Here is an 18,745-nt window from a genome sequence, read left to right as displayed (position 1 = left end):
CCCCTCAGCTCTGCGTTGCCAGACGCTTCAGCTTCTCCAGCATGGAATCGTGCGCTTCCCCATAGGACAGCGTGCCAACGAAACCGCCTTCAGCATCCATCAGATAGACCGACGCCGTATGATCGATCGTGTAATCGCCATCCTCCGTTGGGACCTTTTTGTAGTAGACGCGATAGGCCTTGGTGATCGCCTCGATCTGCTCCTCGGTGCCAGCCAGTCCCCTGATCCTGTCGTCGAAACTCGATGTGTATCGGGCAAGGTCCTCCGGTCCGTCCCTTTCCCAATCGACCGAAACGAAAGCGTAGTTCAGCTTATCTGCGTCGGGGCCCAACGCCTCGATCAGGCCTGACAGCTCGAAAAGCGTGGTCGGGCAAACATCCGGGCAGAAGGTGAAACCGAAGAAGATCGCGGTCGGTTTGCCGAGGAAATCAGCCTCAGTGACAGTCTCGCCGTCCTCCCCGGTGAGCGTGAACGCACCGCCGATATCGGCGGTGCCGGCCCCCCCGCCGGCCCTGCCGCCGGGAGTGATGTTCATCGTCGCCACAGCCACGATTGCAAGGACCAGCGCGAGAACCGCGCCGGCCAGTATTGAAAGCGAGCGGCGAGACATCAGTTCTTGCTCTCGCCATGCATGTGACCGTGACCTTCAGGGGCAGGTGCGCCGGGCCTGGCGACCGACATCTCCACCTCGATCGTGCCGGCCCTTCTCGAAGGTCAGCGTCACGGGAACCGGTGCGCCCTCGGCAATCGGTTCCTGAAGGTCCATGAACATCACATGCAGGCCGCCCGGAGCGAGATTGACTGTCTCGCCGGCCGGCACCGGGATGCCTTCGGGAAGATGACGCATCTTCATGACACCATCGGTCATGTCCATCGTGTGCAGCTCCACGCGGCCCGCAAAAGCGGCCTCGGCGCTGACCAGCCGGTCGTCCTCTTCACCACCGTTGACGATGGTCACGAAGCCGCCTGCGGCTTTGGCACCCGGCGGTGTCGCGCGGGTCCAGGGCTGATCGATTTCCAGTTTACCGAGCGTGTAGTCGCCAGCGAATGCGGGAGCGGCAATGAACAGCATTGCTGCCGTGAGGATACGGGGCAAAAAGCGCATGTCTTGTCTCCATAAGCGCAGATACCGGCCACGGATTTCCGTGACCGTTTTCATGGTTCAGTGCGTCAGATGGAGAAGGCTGGCGGCGCACGCGCTTCGGCAAGGAGACCCTGCGCGACAGGGTGCAGAACACGCGCACCGGGCAGGCGCGCAACAGAGAAGACGTCATCTCGGGTGCAGTCGAACCCGGCGTTATCTCCCGGCAGAGTCGGCGAGACCGCACACCCCGTCTGGCAGAGTGATGTGCAGCAATCGTGAGGACTGCGCGCCGGAACCGGGCCATCGCCCTCCGCAAGGCCAATGCCGCTCGGTGTGCAGATGATGAAACCGGGAATGCCACCGCTGCCTGCCATCGCCCCCTGGGCAAAGGCGGCGGCGAAGCCCTGCATGAGAAGGAAATAGGCCAAAAGACCGGCGATAAGGCCAGTCGCAAGGCGGTCCTTCAGCATGTCACGCATCAGCTTCATGGAAGCTTGGTGACACAATTCGGCAGAGGTGTCACTGCGACGAATGCTGCACTCTGGATTGCAGTGGGCGAAAACACTCGCCCACCGCACCTGCATTCTGTCTTAGCGCCGCTTGAGCAGAGGCATGTTCATGGCGTTGGCGTATTTCACGCTTTCAGCCAGGAAAGTGTCGTAGCTCTCGCGCACGCGGGCAACGTCTTCGCTCTGGGCGGTCAGTTCATCACGAACCTCTTCCCACGCGCTCTTGAGGCCTTCGGCCACATCATCCGGCACATCGCGGAAGATGACGCCCTCGGCTTCAAGCGCGGCCATGGCGCGGGCATTGTGATAATCGAACTGGGCGAGCGCTTCCTGGCTGGCGGCAAGGGCCGCGGCCTCACAGATCGCCTGAAGGTCGGGCGAAAGCTCGGCCCAGGCATCCTTGTTGAAGACGATGGCAAGCGCCGCACTCGGCTCATTGTAGGCCGGCAGGTAGCAGTTCTTTGTGATTTTCTGCAGGCCGAACGCCTGATCGAGGAACGGGCCGACCCATTCGGCCGCATCGAGCGCACCGGACTGCAGCGCCTGGAAGATTTCCGGCGGGGGCATCAAAACGGCATTGACGCCGAGCTTGCGGTACATCTCGCCGCCGAGGCCGGCAATGCGCATGTTGAGACCCTTGAGGTCTTCCAGCGAATTGATCTCGGACTTGAACCAGCCCGCGCTCTGCGTGTTGGAGTTACCGGAATAGAGCGGCTTCAGATTGCGCTGTGCGTAGATGTCGTCCCACAGCTCCTGACCGCCACCATAGCGCAGCCATGCGTAATGTTCGGCTGCCGTCATGCCGAAGGGCACGGCGGTGAACCAGTGAAGCGAGGGGTTCTTGCCGGCGGCATAATAGGGCGGGTTGTGGCCGACCGGGGCCTTGCCCTGCTGCACCGCGTCTTCAACACCGAAGGGCGGCACCAGCTCGCCGCCGCCGAAGACCTTGAAGCTCAGCCGGCCATCGGACATGGCTGCCACCTTCTCGGCGAAATTGGTGACGTTGGTGCCGACGCCCGGCGCATTCTTGGGGAAGCTTGTGGGCAGGTTCCACTCAATCTTGCCCTGCGCGATGGCAGGTGTGGCGAGTGCCGCAGCCGTGGCTCCGGCCCCTGCCGTTAGAAATGTTCTGCGTTTCATGTCGGGTTTCCTCCTGAACGACGACTATCTGAAGAGCATGTCCGGCAGCCATGTAACCACAGCCGGAAACGTGATGAGTAGCGCCAGAGCCACAAGCTGTATGGCCACGAACGGGATTACCGAACGGTAGATCTCCATGGTCGTGATGCTGCGCGGCGCAACCGAGCGATAATAGAAAAGCGCGAAACCGAAAGGCGGCGTCAGGAACGAGGTCTGCAAATTCATTGCCAAAAGAACCGCGAACCAGACCGGTGAAAAATCGGTGGCCAGGATCGGCGCACCAAGCAGGGGCACGACGATGTAGATGATTTCCACCGCCTCAAGGATAAAACCGAGGAAGAAGACGACCACCATGACAAGCGCAAGCGCGCCCCATTTTCCGCCCGGCACCTGCTCCAGAAAGCCAGCCACCAGCTCATCGCCGCCAAACCCGCGAAACACCAGTGAAAGCATGGAGGCGGCGATCACGATGCCGAACACCATGCCGGAAATGCGCAGCGTATCGACAACGGCGGGGACGAGAATGTCGTTTCGCAGCAGGCGCCACGCGGAAAAGAGCACCCCGGCGGCGATAAGCAGGGCAGCGAACAGCGCAACGGCGCCCGCCGGCGTGCCGAGCCCGGACGGTGGCAAGAGCCCAAGTGCGCGCAGGATGACCAGAACTGCACCCGCAACCACGGCAGAAACAATGATGAGCCGCCCGGCATGACCGGCCCCGCCACGCGTGTAACCGGCGAGCAGGATTGTGCCGACAGCACCCAGCCCCGCCGCTTCCGTTGTGGTTGCAACCCCGCCGAGAATGGACCCGAGAACAGCCAGAATGAGCAGGAGTGGCGGGAGAAAGACCCCGAGGATGCGGCTTAGGGGCACGCGCTTGCGGGCGGTATTCTCAATGGCCTTGTGTGCACCACGCAGGGTGAACAGGATGTAGATGCCATAGAGGCCCACCAACAGCAGACCCGGCACCAGCGCTCCTGCAAAGAGATCGCCCACCGACACGGCGTCGGGCGCGAAATTGCCGGCCTTCTGCTGCGCTTCCAGATAGGTGTTGCCGATCTGATCACCCAGAAGCACGAGCAGGATGGAAGGCGGGATGATCTGACCCAGCGTGCCGCTGGCGCAGATGATGCCACTCGACACGCGCGGCGAAACGCCGGCCTGAAGCATGGCCGGCAGGCTGACAAGGCCAAGCATGACGACGGTGGCGCCCACAATGCCGGTCGATGCCGCGATCAGCGCGCTGAAAAGCAGCACCGAAAGGGCCAGCCCTCGCGGCGACGACCCCAGCATGTCGCGCAGGACCTCCAGCATGCGCTCTGCAAGCTGTGATCGCTCCAGCACCACGCCCATCAGAATGAAGAGCGGGACCGCCATCAACAGCGTGTTGCTCATCACGCCCCAGACGCGGCCCGGGAAGAAATCCAGAAAGGAAAGGTCGAAAGCTCCGAACAGGCTGGCGATCACGGCGACGACAAAAGGCACGCCGGCGATGGCAAGCATGGCCGGAATACCGCTTAAGATCCCGGCAAACAGGCCGACCAGCATCAGGCAGAGAAAGAGCTCGGGCAGGGTCATAGCGCTGGCTCATCTTCAGCGGTGCGGTCGGCACCCGGCTGCAGCACCATGGCAATGCCCTGAAGGATCATCATCGCGGCCCCAATGGGTAAGGCCGTCTTGACGAGAAACAGGCCTGGCAGACCGCCCGTTTCCACCGAAGCCTCGCGGATCGACCAGGAATAGGCAAGATCGGCCCAGTCGGCCCAGATGATCAGTCCGAACACCGGCACGAGAAAGAGAAAGACCGCCACGGCATCTGCGATGCGCGCATAGAGGGGAGACAGGTTTTCCGACAGAATTTCAACGCGCACATGCCCGCCCCTGCGAAGACACACGGGGACGGAAAAAATCAGAAGAACGGCAAATGTGTAGGAGGCGAAATCCTGCAGTTCGATAAAGCCGATGCCAAAGCCATAACGCATCACCACAATGGCAAGTACGCTAACCGTCAGGGCCAGGCAGGCAAGCACGCAGAAAGCGGTTGCGAGCCGATCCAGCCCGGCGCAAAACCTCAGATAAAGATGCAAACCCGGCTCCCATGCGAATTCCGGCGCGAAGCTACCGCATGCGCAATAGAAATGAAACGGCTATTTGCCGCGCTCCCTGTGGATGGCTTTGATCGGGTTGCGCTGCGGAATCTCAGCACGCTCAAGCATGTAGATTTCCGCCGCTTCCATATGTTCGCGCATCACCTGTGCAGCACGCTTTCCATCGCCGGATTTGATCGCACGCAGAAGGATGATCTGGTAATGCAGCCCGGTTTCGCGCAGGGCGGGGTTCGGCTCGCGATAGATCTCGCGGCAAACGGTCATGTCGCGCAGGAGGCTGATCAAGAAAATGCAGTTGAAACCCAGAAGCGCATTCTGCGCATGGCGCGCAAGCTCGACATGAAAGTCGAGCTCCGCAAGGCGCTGCCTGTATTCCTCCTCCGCCGTTTTCGGCTCTTCCTCATAGAGCCGGATCGTGTCCTGCAGCTTGGCAAAAGCCTCGGCTGAAAGTTTTCCGGCAAGACTTTCGGCGAGCTGCGGTTCGAGAACCTTGCGGATCGAATAGATGTCGGCAATGGACGGCGGCTGAAACAGGAACAGGTTGTCGAGCAAACGGATCGCCTGATCCGCTCCCACCCCTGAAACGAACACCCCGCCACCTGGCCCGGTCTTGCTGAGGGTAAGCCCCTGAAACTCCAGTATCTTCAGCGCTTCGCGCAGCGTTCCGCGCGAGGCTTCATGGGTTTCGGGCAACAGCCATTCCTGGGGGATGCGGTCGCCGGGCTCAAGGCCCTGGGCGACGATCAGTTCCCGGATCCTGTCGGCGATGACATCCGGTCTCTTGCGGCGCTTCAGTTCGGTCGAGAGCTGAAGAGGTTTCCAGGCCGGTTGCAAATCGCTGCGATCAGGCATCCTCATTCTCAATCACGGGGTGGTAGCAGGCCGCCCGATGCTCCCGATTGTCCGGCGCCGGATCAAGCGGCGGCTGCGCTGCCCTGCACTCTTGTGTCCCGCGTGGACAACGCGCGAAGAACGCGCAACCAGGCGGTGGATCGTAGGGATCGGGAAGTTCTGTATTCGCATCTTCGGGAATGAGCGAGCGCTTTCCCGGCACGGGCGCCGATTTCAACAGGAGATGCGTGTAGGGATGACGTGGCGCGGCGAATATGCGCTCTGCCGCACCAAGCTCCGCAAGACGACCGAAATACAGAACCGCAACACGGTCACTGACGCTTTCGATGACCGAAAGATCGTGGCTGATGAACACGTAGGTGAGGCCGAATTTTTCCTTGAGATCATCGAGGATGTTCAGCACCTGTGCCTGCACCGAAACGTCGAGCGCGGAGACCGGTTCGTCGAGAACGATCAGCTCGGGATCGGCAGCGAGTGCGCGCGCAATGCCGATGCGCTGCGCCTGTCCGCCGGAGAACTCGTGCGGATAGCGATCGAGAAATTCCGGCGCCAGGTTGACCGCTTCCATCAAATCTTTCAGGCGCGCTTCGCGGGCCTCTCGCCCGAGGCCCAGAAGATGCCGCAGCGGCGCTTCGAGAATCGTGCGGATCGTCTTGCGCGGATTGAGCGAGGCGACGGGATCCTGAAACACGTACTGCACACGCTGCGCAAGTTTCTGCGGATCGCGCTTTGCCTCGGCCACGAGGTCCACACCGTCAAAGGTGATCGTTCCCCCGGTGGGTTTGTCGAGGCCGACGATCAGACGGGCAAGCGTGGATTTTCCGCAGCCCGATTCCCCGACCACACCCAGCGTTTCTCCCTTTCGCACATTGAGCGAAATGCCCTGAACGGCATGGACAGCCGGCAGCGGTTTGCCGAAAAGCGTGCGGCCACCCCCAAACACACGTTCGGCATTCTCGATTTGCAGAAGCGCCGTATCAGGCATTGGCCGCCTCCCCCGTCAGCGGATAGAGACACCGCACCGCGCGTTCATCGCCAAGTCGCGTCAGTGCAATCTCTCCCTCCCGGCAATCCGGCTTCGCCCTCGGGCAGCGCGCTGCGAAGGCACAGCCCGGCGGCAGATTGTTGACCACCGGAGGGCGCCCCTCGATGGCGTCGAGCCGGCGTTCCGGCTCGCCCAGAACCGGCACACAGTCGATCAGCTTGCGTGTATAGGGATGTGCCGGTGCGTTGAGCACTTCTTGCGTCGTGCCCGTCTCGACAATGCGGCCGGCATACATCACCGCGACGCGGTCGCAGACGGCCGAAACCACACCGAAATCATGCGTGATGAACAAGATCGCAGCGTTGCTCTCACGCCTCAAGGCATCGAGCAGCGAAAGAATCTGCGCCTGCACGGTCACGTCGAGCGCCGTGGTCGGCTCATCGGCGATGATGACCTTGGCGTCGTTTGCCAGCGCCATGGCGATGCACACACGCTGGCGCATGCCGCCGGAGAGTTCGTGCGGGTAAGCCTTCAGCCGTTCTGCCGGATTGGTGATACGCACAAGCCGCAACAGTTCTTCGGCGCGCCTGTCCGCCTCGGAGCGTTTGATCGCCCGATGCGCCATGATCGCTTCGGTGAGCTGATCGCCTATGGTGAAGAGTGGATGGAGAGTGGAAAGCGGATCCTGAAAGACATGGCTGACATCGGCACCGCGCAATTCGCGGATGCGCTCGTCGCTGGCCGCGAAAAGGTCCTCGCCATCGAGCCAAGCGGCCCCCGCCGGTAATGCGCCCGGGCGGCGTCGGCACCAGACCCATCAGGGACATGGCGGAGACGGATTTACCAGAACCCGATTCTCCGACGATGCCGAGGCATTCGCCCTGCCTGAGATGAAGGTCGATACCGCCAACCGCCCGGTAGATGTCGCCGCCTATGTGGAATTCGGTGCTGAGATCCGAGACCTCCAGAACGCTCGCTTCATGCGCTCGCTCCTGCGGCACCGAGCGCCGCTCGACCGCCGTGCGCGCGACCGGTCTCGTCAACGCCCCGGATTTCAACCGGGGGTCAAGAACGTCGCGCACGCCATCGCCCAGAAGATTGATGCTCATGACCAGCGCGAAGATCATCAGGCCGGGAATGATCGACACATGCGGAGCGGTGAACAGGATCTTGCGCCCCTCGCCCAGCATTGAGCCGAGATCGGCCTGCGGCGGCTGCGCACCGAGCCCGAGGAAAGAGAGCCCCGCCGTCTCGAGGATCATCCAGCCGATGGTGGTCGACATGGTGATGATGATGACCGGCAGAACGTTGGGCAGGATTTCTCCGAAAAGAATGCCGGCATTGGATTTTCCCGAAAGCCGCGCTGCATCCACGAATTCACGCCGTGACAGACCGATGGTGATGCCGCGGATATTGCGCGCGAAGAAAGGGATGTTGACCACCGCAATCGCATAGAGCGCGTTGAGAAGGCCCGGCCCGAGCGCGGCCACGATGGCCAGCGCGAGCAGGATGTAGGGAAACGCCATGACCATATCGATGCCACGCATCAGCAGCGCATCGACGCGGCCACCCGCATAGCCCGCCACAAGCCCGATGAGCGACCCGCAGAATGCGGCAATCAGTGTTGCCGAAATCCCCACGGCGAGGCTGACGCGCGTTCCCCAGACAAGGCGTGAAAGGATGTCGCGCCCCAGCGCATCGGTGCCCAGCAGATGCCCTTCGGCGAAGGGACGCAACAGGCGGTTGGCGGGCGCTGTCGCATCGGGATCGGGCAGCGGCAGAAGCGGAGCCATCAGCGCAACCAGAATGATGAGCGCCAGAATGGCCAGCCCTGTCGTGGCAAGCGAATTGTTCAGGAGGAGACGGGTCGCGCTCGGTCGGCTCGGTTTGCGGACTTTTGCCTGACACGCGGTGGAGACAGCTTCACTCATCAGCGCAACCTCGGATCAAGCATCGTCTGCACCACATCGGCGGCGAGGTTGAAAAGCACATAGGCGGCCGCCACCACGAGCACGCCACCCTGCACGAGAAGCAGGTCGCGGGTGGAAATCGCGTTGACCAGCATCGAGCCGATGCCCGGCCACTGGAACACGGTCTCGATATAGACCGCCCCGCCGAGCACGAAGCCCGCCTGAATGCCGATCACCGGGATGACGCTCACCAGCGCCGCCTTGAAGGCATGCCGGTAAATCACCCGCCTTTCGCTCAGCCCCTTGGCGCGCGCGGTGCGGATGTAATCCTGCCGCAAAACCTCCAGCATGGCGGTGCGGGTCAGCCGTGCAATGACCCCTGTGGCGACCACGGCAAGCGTGAGCGCAGGCAAGAAGAGATGATAGAGCAGATCCGGCAGATCGCCGCCGCCATAGATGGCGTACATGCCGCTTGCCGGAAAAAGCCTGATCTTCACCGCGAAAGCCAGAATAAGGAGGAGACCAAGCCAGAAGGGCCGGCGTGGAAATGCCGATCAACACCAGAACGGTGATCACCTTGTCGGCCAGGCCATACTGTCGCACGGCCGAGACAACGCCTGCCAGCAGGCCAAGGATGGAGCAAAGAACCAGCGCGGTGCCAGCCAGAATCAGAGTGGCGGAAAAACGCTCCAGCACTTCGTCCAGCACGGGCCTGTTGAGCGCGTAGGAGCGGCCGAGATCGCCTTGAAGAAGATTGCCGAGCCAGATCAGATATTGCTGGGGCAAGGGCTTGTCGAGACCGAGATCCGCATTGAGCTTGGCAACGTTTTCCGGTGTCGCATAGGAGCCGAGGATGGCCGTGGCGGGGTCGCCGGGGATCATCGCCATGATCAGAAAGACAATGATCGACAGCCCGAACAGGACGGGTATCGCGGCAAGGAGGCGCTTGGCTATGTAGGTGGCCATGGCTGGGGCCCCATTTTCAGGTTCTGTTGTGGGCTCCGCTGTCGGGCTAGAGCCCTGCATGTCGCCCTCGCCCTTCGACAAGCTCAGGATGAGGGCTGTGTAGGCGCGCCGCGACGGTTGAACATCCTGGCATTTGCGCCGTCGCCCCCACCCTCATCCTGAGCCTCTTGAGCTTGTCGAAAGGCGAAGGACGAGGGTGGGACTCACACTCACACCATCAGGGCTTGGCCACGTCCTGCAACATCAGGAAGAAGGAGGGCTGGAGCTTGAAGTTCTCAACCCCGGCTCCGGTCACCGCGTTCTGCTTCCAGTTGGCAACGAACACCCATGGCGCATCGTCCTGAACGATCTTCTGCATCTCCTTGTAGAGCGCGGCGCGTTCTTCCTGATCGGTCGAGGTGCGGGCCTTGTTCAGGAGTTCGTCGACCTTCTCATTGGCGTAATAGCCGGAGTTGAAGCCGCCCTTGTCGGGCCAGGCTTGCGAACGCAGCGCCAGGAAGGGCAGCGTGTCCGGATCGTTCGTCATCCAGGCCATTTCAGCCATGTCGGCCTTGCCTTCCAGGCCCGGGTTCACCTTGCCGAGGAACGTGTTCCATTCATAGGTTTCGATATTGACCTTCATGCCCACGGCCTGAAGGTCCGCCTGAATGGCGGTGCCCATGGCGATGGGGTCGAGCATGCCCGAGCCGCCTTCGGTAACGTAGAAGGTGAGTTCCTCGCCATCATAGCCGGCATCGCTGAGAAGCTGTTTGGCCTTCTCGGGATCGTGGGGATAGGGCTGGAGCTCTTCGTTATAGGCCCAGGCGAAAGCGGGCGGCGTGGGACCTGCGGCGACCTCCGCCGTACCCTGCAGAATGTTCTCGACCAGCGCCTTCTTGTTGATGGCGTAGTTCGCGGCCTGTCGGATTTCCTTCTTGGCGAAGGGGCCCTCTTTCATGTTGAGGATCAGGAACCAGACATGCGGGCCAGCCTGTTCGTGGACGTTGAAATTCGCATCGTCACGGAACTGCTGCAGGCTGTCCGGCGGCACCTCCACCATCACATCGAGCCCGCCAGAGAGCATCTCGGCGATGCGGGTGTTGGTGTCGGTGATCGGCCGGTAGATGACGGCCTCCAGCGAAGGAGCGCCATCCCAATAGTCTTCATTCCGCGTAACGACGACGCGCGAATTGGCCTGCCATTCCTCGAACCTGTAGGCACCCGTACCAACCGGATTGCGTCCGAAATCCTTGCCACTCGCCTTGACGGCTTCGGGCGAAACGATCAGCCCGGTGGGATAAGCCAGATTGGAAAGGAAAGGCGCAAACGGCTCTTTCAGTTTGAATTCGACGGTCAGATCGTCAACTGCCGTCACCTCATCCACGGCGGAGAAATAGAATGCCAGCGGGAACGGCCCCGTGTCGTGGTAGGGGTGATCCTCCTTCAGCATCCGGTCGAAATTGAACTTGACCGCTTCGGCATTGAGCGGCGTTCCGTCGTGGAAGGTGACGCCTTCCCGCAGCTTGAACGTATAGGTCAGGCCGTCTTCGGAAATCTCCCAGCTCTCGGCCAGGGCCGGCTCCGGCTCCAGCGTTCCGTCCCTGTAGCGGGTTAGCCCGTCATAGACATTCATGAGAATGCGGAAATCATTGACGGCGGTGACCGCGTGCGGATCGAGCGATTTCGGCTCCGCGATCTGTCCGACAACGAGAACGTTGGGCGGCGTTTGCGCAAATGCCGGCGATGCAATGAGCATCGACGCGGCGGTGATGGCGGCTGCGATCAGTCTCTTCATGGAGATTCCTCCCTCTGCTGCCCATAATTAATGCTAACAATCTATCCAAAGGCAAGCATTTATTATAATAAATTAGAAATCCGCCGTGTCCGATGCCCCGGCACCGTGGATAAAGGTTTGAATCACAGGCAGATCCCATGGCCGCTACGCCCCGCATAAATTCCAATCGCCTCCGCAATCTTCTCGAAGGCGTCAACGCATTTGGAAAAAATGCACAGACGGGCGGCTACAATCGCCCTGGCTACAGCGATGCGGACATGGCGGTGCGCGCATGGTTTCTGGAAGAGATGCGCTCCGATGGGCTTGCGGTGCGGTGCGACCCGGTGGCCAATCTTTTCGGTCGATACGGTCCGTCGGATGGTCCCTGCGTGATGGCCGGCTCGCATCTCGACACCGTGCCGGAAGGCGGTGCCTTCGACGGTGCGCTCGGTGTGTGCGTGGCTCTTGAATGCGTGCGCGCCATGCGCGATGCCGGCTTCAGGCCGGCAAAGGCGATCGAGGTGGTGGCCACCGCCGAAGAGGAAGGACGTTTCGGCGGAATGCTCGGCTCACAAACCATTGCCGGCGTGGTGCGCCGGGAATGGCTGGAACAGGCGCAGGATGCAGACGGTTTCCGCCTGGTGGAAGCCATGAAGAAACAGGGCCTCGACGCTTTCCGGGCATTGGAAGCCGCGCGGCCAATGGGCAGTGTGAGTGCCTTTCTGGAACTCCACATCGAACAGGGGCCAATTCTGGAAAACTCAGGCGTTGCGATCGGCATTGCCGACGGCATTGCCGGGGTGATCAATCTCGCGGTTTCACTGGAAGGACGTGCAAACCATTCTGGCACTACCCCCATGACCATGCGCGCCGACGCGTTTCAGGGGCTTTCAGCGGTGGGTCATTCGGTGCCCGGGGTTTTGGCAGAACACGGAACCGAACGCAGCCGCATCACCATCGGCAAGGTCGATCTCCAACCCAATTTCATTCACACCGTGCCCGGCCGCGCCGATTTCATCATCAATATCCGCGACACGGATGGTGCAAGAATGGCCGCGCTCGCCGCCGGCATGAGAAATGCGGTGAAAGAGGCTGCGGATAAAAACGGGCTCGGCTTCAACATCGAAGAGCAGAGCCGGATGGAACCGGTGCGTCTCGACCGTGGGCTGGCCAGCCTTCTTGAAGAAGAAGCGCGCGGCCTGAACCTCAGGGCGCTGACCATGCCTTCGGGCGCGGGGCACGATGCCCAGACCATGCAGACACTTTGTCCCTCCGGCCTCATTTTCGTGCCGAGCCGGGGTGGCATAAGCCATGCCCCGGAAGAATGGACCGACTGGTCTGATATCGAACAGGGGGCCGAACTCATGCTTGCCGCACTTGTCCGGCTCTGTAGGTGATCGAGAGAAACTTCGCGATCAGCTTCTGATCGTTGCTGCCAGACGTGCCGATGCCTTGTTGAGGGCCGCAAGCTTTGCGTCCTCGGCCCCATCCCTGTAGGCCGCATCGAGCGTGTTGACGATCTCGGTGAAGAGTTCGAGTTCTTCATCGGCAGCCGTCATGGTGAGCGGCTGGTCGTCATAGGCCTCCACGAAGCGCTGCGCGGCATAGGCGATGAGCAGAAGGGCAGCGGCGTTTTCCGGCTCGCTGGTGATGCGGGCATGGGCCTTGACCGCGCAGCCTTCATAGGCACGAACGCTTCCGCCCTGCTCGTTCAGATCCTTCAAAAACGTATCAAACATGATCCAGGTCCTTTGGGATTTACTGCGGCAGTTCTGAAATGCCGCCATGGTTGGCCGACCATACGGTCGGCGCATTCAGGAATTTTTCGACCTCAGCGATCGTTTCCGGCGAAAAGCGATTTTCTTCCTTGCAGACAGCCAGCACATCCCACCAGGTGGCCAGATGATGCAGACGCATGCCGGCGGCTTCAAGCCGCTTCGGCGTGTCGGGGAAGATGTCGTAATAGAAGACGGCGAACGTGTCGGTGACCTGCGCCCCGGTGCGCGCCACGGCCTCGGCAAACTTGATCTTGCTGCCACCATCGGTGGTCAGATCCTCGACCAGAAGCACGCGCGCGCCTTCGCTCAATGCGCCCTCGATCTGGGCGTCGCGGCCAAAACCTTTCGGCTTTTTGCGCACATATTGCATGGGAAGCCCCATCCGCTCCGCAAGCCAGGCGGCAAAGGGAATGCCCGCCGTCTCGCCGCCGGCCACCGCATCGAACTGCTCGAAACCTACATTGCGGAAAATGATCGATGCCGCGAAATCCATGATCGCGGCGCGAACGCGCGGATAGGAAATCAGCTTGCGGCAGTCGATATAGACCGGGCTTGCGAGACCAGACGTGAAGGTGAACGGCTGCTCGGCGCGAAAGTGCACCGCCTCGATCTCCAGAAGCATGCGGGCGACCATCTGCGATATGGCAGTCCGGTCGGGAAAGGTGTTGGAGAACATGTCGTGGTCCTGTTCGTTGATCGGGCCTTTTCGCTAACAGCAATCTCCCGCCTGGGCCAGCCCGGCAATGACGAGATTCGTTTCCAGAAGAAAACGCACCGTCATTCCGCCCCCGCAAGGAAGGCGGAGAGGATATCCACACCGGCAAGGAAATCGTCGATCTCCATTGCTTCGTCCGGATTGTGCGAGCCATTGCGATTGCGCACGAACACCATGGCCGCGGGAACGCCGGCAGCGGCGAACACCGCTGCGTCGTGCCCGCCGCCGCTCGGCATGACGAAGGGCTCCTGTCCCACCTGACGCATGGCCTCTTCAAGGCCTGCGACGAGCCCCCTGTCGCAAAGCGCCGGCTCGACACGAAGCTCTTCGCCAAGCTCGAAACGCACCCGACGGTCGCGCTCGATCTCCTTCATTTCGCTTTTCAGAAGCGCGCGCATGTCGTCCAGCGTTTCCGGCTTCTGGCTGCGCATGTCGAGGCTGAAGGACACGCTGTCGGGAATGCGCGACATGGCGTGTTTCTCGGGATCCGTCGCCACGATGCCGCTTGTCAGAACCAGATCGTCACCCTTGTTGAGGATCGTCGTCCAGCTTTCATCGAGCCGCACCAGAAGATCTGCCATGGCCAGAACCGGATCGCGCCGGTAGGCCTTCGGCACCGCGCCGGAATGGCCGGCTTCGCCGTGGCAGGTGATGGAGCGGTAGCGGATATTGCCGCGAATGCCCGAGACGGCGGCGGCCGGAATGTTCTTGCCGATCAGGAGCGGTCCCTGCTCGATGTGGAGTTCGAGATAGGCCTCGATACGGCTCACATCCATCAGCGGCTTTTGCGCCCGGATATCTTCGACCGGCAGGCCGATATCGGCCATGTGCTCTTCGAGCGTGCGGCCATCGCCCTTGTGGGTTTCTTCAAGCTCCCGCTTTGAAAGCGTGCCGGTCAGCACCTTCGAGCCGATATAACACGGGCCGAACCACGCGCTTTCCTCACCGCGCATGGCAAGCACATGCACCGGCTTGGCAAAACGGCGGCCTTCGCGCCGGGCGCGGATCAGACAGATGAGCCCTGCGACAACACCGGCGAGCCCATCGAAATTGCCGCCGAAAGGCACGCTGTCCACATGGGAGCCGACGACGACGAAACGCTCGGCATCGCGATCCTCCGGCAGCGAGAAACGGGCGTTGCAGCCCGCATCGTACCAGACTGCCAGCCCCTCGGCCTTCGCAACGTCTTCAAGATATTTCAGCGTCCTGGTCTCGATGTCGGAGAAGGCCGGACGGCTAACGCCTTCGACATCTGGCGACAGGCGCGCAACATCGTCAAACAGGCGCGCGGCGAGCGCGTGATCCTGCGCCCGGACATCGGCGAAGGGAGCGGGCTGCGCGTTCATGGCGCCGCTTCCATGAAGACGACCGCCTCATCCTGCTCGCCATCGATCACGGTGCCGATCAGGTCTTTCACGGAGGAAAGCCCCTGGTTGGAGAGCCAGTCTTCCAGTCCATCGATCAGCGACAGCATGATCGTCGGGTGAATGAAGGTGGCTGTGCCCACCTGAACGGCGGATGCGCCAGCGATCAGATATTCGATCACGTCCTCAACCGTCGAAATGCCACCGCAGCCGATGACGGGGATGCTGGTCGCACGCGCACACTGATAGGCCATGCGCAGCGCGATCGGCTTCAGGCTCGGGCCGGACAGACCGCCCATCAGATTGCCGAGCTTGGGCCGGCGCGTGTTGATGTCGATGGCCATCGAGAGGATGGTGTTGGCTACCACCAGCGCATCGGCGCCGCCCTCTTCCGCAGCGCGCGCCACTTCAGAGGTCTCGCCCGTGTTGGGCGTGAGCTTCGCCCAGAGCGGCAGATCGGTCGCCGCGCGCAGCTTGCGCATCACGTCATGGGTGGAAGATGGACGGATGGCGAACGCCTTGCCGTCTTCCTCGATGTTGGGGCACGAAATGTTGACCTCGATGGCCGCGACGCCGGGCACGCTGACCTCGGAGCACAGGGTTGCGAATTCATCCGCCGTGTTGCCTGAGATCGAAACCACCAGCGGTGTTTCGTAATGGGCGTAGAACGGTACGACCTTCTCGATGAAGGCACCCACGCCCTTGCTCGGAATGCCGATGGAGTTCAGCATCGAACCATTCACCTCGCACACGCGCGGCGTCGGATTGCCGTCGCGCCAGCCACGGGTGATGGTCTTGGTCACATGCGCGCCAAGCCGGTCGAGATCGAACACCTCCGCCAGATCCTCGGAGAAGGTGCCGGATGCCGGCATGATCGGGTTCTTGAGTTTGAGCCCGGAAATATCGACCGAAAGATCTACCATGCGATCGCCTCCATCATGTCGAAGACGGGGCCTTCGCGGCATACCCTGAGATGCACCTGCCGGTCGCCGCGATTGAACGGGCGAACGCAGCAATGGCACATGCCGATGCCACAGGCCATCTGCTGCTCGAGCGCGATCTGGCCGGGTATGCCGTGCCGCTCGCCAATGGTCTGCAACAGTCGGAGCATGCGGTTGGAGCCGCAGGTGTAGAAAGCGTCGGCACGGCCGTCCGCGATCAGCCCCTCGATAACCTTTTCCAGATTGTCCAGATCCGACGTGCCTTCCGCATCGGTCAGCGTGATGACATCGGCACCAAGCGACGCGAAATAATCCGTCGACATCAGATAGTCGGGATGGCGCGCGCTGCATATCGCGGTCAGCCTGCGGCCAAGCCGGTTGGCCTCCAGCGCCAGCGGAGCAAGCGTGGCAAGGCCCACACCACGCGCCACCAGCACAAGATCCTGCCAGTCGTCGGCAATGGTGAAAGGCTCGCCGAGCGGTCCGAGAACATTCAGCCTGTCGCCCAGCGCCAGCGAGGCCAGCGCACGGGTGCCAGCACCCGTCACCTTGTAGAGGAAATGCAGCTCCCCCTTCTCGGGATAGAAGCCGTAAATGCTCATGGGCCGGCGCAGATAGGGCGTTTCGCCACCCGCCTGCGGGCACAGAAGATGAAAGAACTGCCCTGCACGGCAACGCTTCAGAATGTCATGCGGCGCTGCAAGAACCAGAAGACGATATTCGCCATTGACCGGCTCGTTGCTCTTGACTGAGAGCGGCAGCTCGAAAGCCTTGATTGACGGCACGTCGTCCATCGTTTCAATCCTTTCTGGCATTTCCGTCATCCGAACACGAGGTTCGGCAGGAAGGTGGAAATGTCGGGCACATAGGTGATGATCGCCAGAACGATGAGGTTCGCGATGATGAAGGGCCACAGCCCCGAAATGATCGTGAGAACCGGTTTCGACAGCGTCGAGGACGCCACGAAGATGTCGAGCCCGAAGGGCGGCGTGATCATGCCGATGGAAATGTTCAGCGTGACGATCATGCCGAAATGGACAGGATCGATGCCGAGCGCCGTGGCCACGGGATAGAGCGGCGGAACGAGGATCAAGAGCGCCGAATTCGGATCGATGAACATGCCGGCGATCAGGAAGCTGATGTTCACGATCAAAAGGAACATGATCGGGCCGGCGTGGATCGCGTCGAGAAATGCGGTGATTGCCGAAGGCACCTGCGCAAGGGTGATGAAGTAGGAGAGCAGGCCACCCATCGCCAGCAGGACAAAGATGATGGCGGTGGAGATGGCTGCACGCTCCGTGACGGCAAAAAGCTTGCGCCAGGTCAGTTCGCGGAAGATCACGCCTTCTACGAAGATGGCATAGACGACGCTCGCGGCCGCCGCCTCGGTGGGCGTGAAATAGCCACTGTATATGCCGCCAAGAATGATGAGCGGCATGCCGAGCGCCCAGCCGGCGTCCCGGATCGCGACGACGCGTTCTTTCCAGCTTGTGCGCGGACCGGGTTCAACGCCGGAGCGACGCGCCTCGATCGCCGCCATGATGGCGAAGGCAAGGCCGAGCACCAGCCCCACGGCAAGACCGCCGACAAAGAGTTTTGCAACGGAGGTGCCCGTCATCCAGCCATAGATGATGAAGGTGATGGACGGCGGAATGAGCAGCGCCGTCTCGGCGCTGGAAACGATCAGGCCGAGCGAGAATTTGTCGCTGAAACCGGCCTTGCGCATTTCCGGATAGACCATGCGCGCCATGGCCGCGACCGTGGCCGGAGCTGACCCGGAAACCGAGCCGAACGCCATGGAGCCGCCAATTGTTGTGTAGCCCATGCCGCCGCGCAGATGACCGACCAGCACCTTGACGAGGCCGGTGAGGCGGCGGGCAATCTGGCCCTCGCCCATCAGTTCGGCCGCCAGAATGAAGAAGGGAATGGCCAGAAGCGTCGTGTGGTTGATGCCGCCCAGAACCTTCTGGATGACCACCGGATCAGGCAGGTTGCCGTAGAAGAATTCCTTGATCATGAGCGCCGGCACGCCCAGCACGAGAAACATCTCGAAACCGAGGACCAGCAGCATGACCGCGACGATGATGACGAGTGCGAAAAGGATCATTATTCCTCCGACGCCTGTCCGGCGAAACGATCGATGCGGCCAAAGAAGCTGAGTGCAAATCGCAGCGCCATGAGCGAAAAGCCGATGGTGGGCGCGAGATAGATCCAGAAGACCGGGATGTTCAGCGTCGGGCTTTTCTGCCCCATGCCGAAAACGAATGCTGTCATCTGGTAGCCAAGCCAGACCAGATAGATGCAAAAGACGAAGCCGACCGCGTCGATGATCTTTCTCAGCGGCAGCCCTGTCGCCCGCGCAATGCGATCACGCCAGGTGTGCACGCCGGCGTGGCGACCCTTTTCAAGCGCGAGACCAACCGTGAGGAAAACGAGGAAGAGGCTCATCAACCGCACCGCTTCCTCGACCCAGGCGAACTCGGAGGCAAACGTGCCGCCGACCTGCCGGGCCAGCACATTGGCAAAGTAGAGCGCGACCATGGTCAGAAAGATGGAGACCGCCGCAACGCGCTCTGCAGTCCTGATGATGGCAAGTGCTTTCAACGTCTCGATCCTTGAAAAAAGGGAACCGTTGCCGGGCTC

At 61.5% G+C, this 18,745-nt stretch carries 17 protein-coding genes and 2 pseudogenes; 1 reads left to right on the top strand and 18 read right to left on the bottom strand.

Translation table 11 applies throughout. The annotated features are described in order from the left end of the window. Positions 1–4: 4 nt before the first annotated feature. From AB2N04_RS00450 to AB2N04_RS00400, 11 genes and pseudogenes are all read right to left on the bottom strand, one after another. Positions 5–610, bottom strand: coding sequence for an SCO family protein (locus AB2N04_RS00450; protein WP_367714407.1), 606 nt, complete (start codon positions 608–610; stop codon positions 5–7). 36 nt (positions 611–646) lie between these two features. Continuing rightward, on the bottom strand, positions 647–1,105 hold the full coding sequence (locus AB2N04_RS00445) for a copper chaperone PCu(A)C (RefSeq protein WP_367714406.1): 459 nt from the start codon (positions 1,103–1,105) through the stop codon (positions 647–649). A gap of 65 nt (positions 1,106–1,170) precedes the next feature. Further along, on the bottom strand, positions 1,171–1,572 hold the full coding sequence (locus AB2N04_RS00440) for a hypothetical protein (RefSeq protein WP_367714405.1): 402 nt from the start codon (positions 1,570–1,572) through the stop codon (positions 1,171–1,173). A gap of 102 nt (positions 1,573–1,674) precedes the next feature. Beyond that, a complete protein-coding gene (locus tag AB2N04_RS00435) occupies positions 1,675–2,733 on the bottom strand; it encodes a TRAP transporter substrate-binding protein (protein ID WP_025029352.1) in 1,059 nt (352 codons plus the stop codon). A 24-nt stretch (positions 2,734–2,757) separates the two neighbouring features. Then, positions 2,758–4,308 (bottom strand): TRAP transporter large permease subunit, encoded by a 1,551-nt coding sequence (locus AB2N04_RS00430; protein ID WP_367714404.1) that lies wholly within the window; start codon positions 4,306–4,308, stop codon positions 2,758–2,760. Next, positions 4,305–4,817 carry a TRAP transporter small permease subunit gene (locus tag AB2N04_RS00425; protein ID WP_367714403.1) on the bottom strand — a complete coding sequence of 171 codons (513 nt, stop codon included), beginning with the start codon at positions 4,815–4,817 and terminating at the stop codon, positions 4,305–4,307. Before AB2N04_RS00425 ends, AB2N04_RS00430 begins: the two co-directional genes overlap by 4 nt. A gap of 60 nt (positions 4,818–4,877) precedes the next feature. Further along, on the bottom strand, positions 4,878–5,690 hold the full coding sequence (locus tag AB2N04_RS00420) for a FadR/GntR family transcriptional regulator (RefSeq protein WP_367714402.1): 813 nt from the start codon (positions 5,688–5,690) through the stop codon (positions 4,878–4,880). Next, positions 5,683–6,675, bottom strand: a complete 993-nt coding sequence (locus tag AB2N04_RS00415; RefSeq protein WP_367714401.1) for an ABC transporter ATP-binding protein — start codon at positions 6,673–6,675, stop codon at positions 5,683–5,685. The genes AB2N04_RS00420 and AB2N04_RS00415 overlap by 8 nt, the downstream gene beginning before the upstream one ends. Continuing rightward, positions 6,668–8,606: pseudogene (locus AB2N04_RS00410) on the bottom strand (dipeptide/oligopeptide/nickel ABC transporter permease/ATP-binding protein). The gene AB2N04_RS00415 and the pseudogene AB2N04_RS00410 overlap by 8 nt, the downstream one beginning before the upstream one ends. Further along, a pseudogene (locus AB2N04_RS00405) lies at positions 8,606–9,551 on the bottom strand (ABC transporter permease). Before AB2N04_RS00405 ends, AB2N04_RS00410 begins: the two co-directional pseudogenes overlap by 1 nt. 217 nt (positions 9,552–9,768) lie before the next feature. After that, positions 9,769–11,325, bottom strand: coding sequence for an ABC transporter substrate-binding protein (locus AB2N04_RS00400; RefSeq protein WP_367714400.1), 1,557 nt, complete (start codon positions 11,323–11,325; stop codon positions 9,769–9,771). Between the two features lie 137 nt (positions 11,326–11,462). On the opposite strand from AB2N04_RS00400, the gene AB2N04_RS00395 reads away from it, so the two are divergent. Beyond that, positions 11,463–12,701 (top strand): Zn-dependent hydrolase, encoded by a 1,239-nt coding sequence (locus AB2N04_RS00395; RefSeq protein WP_367714399.1) that lies wholly within the window; start codon positions 11,463–11,465, stop codon positions 12,699–12,701. A gap of 18 nt (positions 12,702–12,719) precedes the next feature. Here AB2N04_RS00395 and AB2N04_RS00390 read toward each other — a convergent pair whose 3' ends face one another. From AB2N04_RS00390 to AB2N04_RS00360, 7 genes are all read right to left on the bottom strand, one after another. Continuing rightward, complete coding sequence (locus tag AB2N04_RS00390; protein ID WP_367714398.1) at positions 12,720–13,043, bottom strand: hypothetical protein; 324 nt, start codon at positions 13,041–13,043, stop codon at positions 12,720–12,722. Between the two features lie 19 nt (positions 13,044–13,062). Next, positions 13,063–13,758, bottom strand: a complete 696-nt coding sequence (locus AB2N04_RS00385) for an orotate phosphoribosyltransferase (protein WP_367714397.1) — start codon at positions 13,756–13,758, stop codon at positions 13,063–13,065. 101 nt (positions 13,759–13,859) lie between these two features. Beyond that, positions 13,860–15,143 (bottom strand): Zn-dependent hydrolase, encoded by a 1,284-nt coding sequence (locus tag AB2N04_RS00380; RefSeq protein ID WP_367714396.1) that lies wholly within the window; start codon positions 15,141–15,143, stop codon positions 13,860–13,862. Next, positions 15,140–16,084, bottom strand: a complete 945-nt coding sequence (locus AB2N04_RS00375) for a dihydroorotate dehydrogenase (protein WP_367714395.1) — start codon at positions 16,082–16,084, stop codon at positions 15,140–15,142. Before AB2N04_RS00375 ends, AB2N04_RS00380 begins: the two co-directional genes overlap by 4 nt. Continuing rightward, complete coding sequence (locus tag AB2N04_RS00370; protein ID WP_245291864.1) at positions 16,078–16,917, bottom strand: dihydroorotate dehydrogenase electron transfer subunit; 840 nt, start codon at positions 16,915–16,917, stop codon at positions 16,078–16,080. The genes AB2N04_RS00375 and AB2N04_RS00370 overlap by 7 nt, the downstream gene beginning before the upstream one ends. 5 nt (positions 16,918–16,922) lie before the next feature. Beyond that, entirely contained in the window at positions 16,923–18,209 is a 1,287-nt protein-coding gene (locus tag AB2N04_RS00365; RefSeq protein WP_367714394.1) for a TRAP transporter large permease, read from the bottom strand. Beyond that, positions 18,209–18,706, bottom strand: coding sequence for a TRAP transporter small permease (locus AB2N04_RS00360; protein WP_367714393.1), 498 nt, complete (start codon positions 18,704–18,706; stop codon positions 18,209–18,211). The genes AB2N04_RS00365 and AB2N04_RS00360 overlap by 1 nt, the downstream gene beginning before the upstream one ends. Between the last annotated feature and the right edge of the window lie 39 nt (positions 18,707–18,745).

The organism is Nitratireductor sp. GISD-1A_MAKvit (assembly GCF_040819555.1).
Lineage (GTDB): Bacteria > Pseudomonadota > Alphaproteobacteria > Rhizobiales > Rhizobiaceae > Nitratireductor.
Note: the sequence above shows the minus strand (reverse complement) of the source record. Positions and strands in the feature narration are given on the sequence as shown.

Excerpts from the sequence above, each read along its gene's own strand:
- AB2N04_RS00450 (WP_367714407.1), bottom strand. The coding sequence starts at position 610 with ATGTCTCGCCGCTCGCTTTCAATACTGGCCGGCGCGGTTCTCGCGCTG.
- AB2N04_RS00445 (WP_367714406.1), bottom strand. The coding sequence starts at position 1,105 with ATGCGCTTTTTGCCCCGTATCCTCACGGCAGCAATGCTGTTCATTGCC.
- AB2N04_RS00440 (WP_367714405.1), bottom strand. The coding sequence starts at position 1,572 with ATGAAGCTGATGCGTGACATGCTGAAGGACCGCCTTGCGACTGGCCTT.
- AB2N04_RS00435 (WP_025029352.1), bottom strand. The coding sequence starts at position 2,733 with ATGAAACGCAGAACATTTCTAACGGCAGGGGCCGGAGCCACGGCTGCG.
- AB2N04_RS00430 (WP_367714404.1), bottom strand. The coding sequence starts at position 4,308 with ATGACCCTGCCCGAGCTCTTTCTCTGCCTGATGCTGGTCGGCCTGTTT.
- AB2N04_RS00420 (WP_367714402.1), bottom strand. The coding sequence starts at position 5,690 with ATGCCTGATCGCAGCGATTTGCAACCGGCCTGGAAACCTCTTCAGCTC.
- AB2N04_RS00415 (WP_367714401.1), bottom strand. The coding sequence starts at position 6,675 with ATGCCTGATACGGCGCTTCTGCAAATCGAGAATGCCGAACGTGTGTTT.
- AB2N04_RS00400 (WP_367714400.1), bottom strand. The coding sequence starts at position 11,325 with ATGAAGAGACTGATCGCAGCCGCCATCACCGCCGCGTCGATGCTCATT.
- AB2N04_RS00395 (WP_367714399.1), top strand. The coding sequence starts at position 11,463 with ATGGCCGCTACGCCCCGCATAAATTCCAATCGCCTCCGCAATCTTCTC.
- AB2N04_RS00390 (WP_367714398.1), bottom strand. The coding sequence starts at position 13,043 with ATGTTTGATACGTTTTTGAAGGATCTGAACGAGCAGGGCGGAAGCGTT.
- AB2N04_RS00385 (WP_367714397.1), bottom strand. The coding sequence starts at position 13,758 with ATGTTCTCCAACACCTTTCCCGACCGGACTGCCATATCGCAGATGGTC.
- AB2N04_RS00380 (WP_367714396.1), bottom strand. The coding sequence starts at position 15,143 with ATGAACGCGCAGCCCGCTCCCTTCGCCGATGTCCGGGCGCAGGATCAC.
- AB2N04_RS00375 (WP_367714395.1), bottom strand. The coding sequence starts at position 16,084 with ATGGTAGATCTTTCGGTCGATATTTCCGGGCTCAAACTCAAGAACCCG.
- AB2N04_RS00370 (WP_245291864.1), bottom strand. The coding sequence starts at position 16,917 with ATGCCAGAAAGGATTGAAACGATGGACGACGTGCCGTCAATCAAGGCT.
- AB2N04_RS00365 (WP_367714394.1), bottom strand. The coding sequence starts at position 18,209 with ATGATCCTTTTCGCACTCGTCATCATCGTCGCGGTCATGCTGCTGGTC.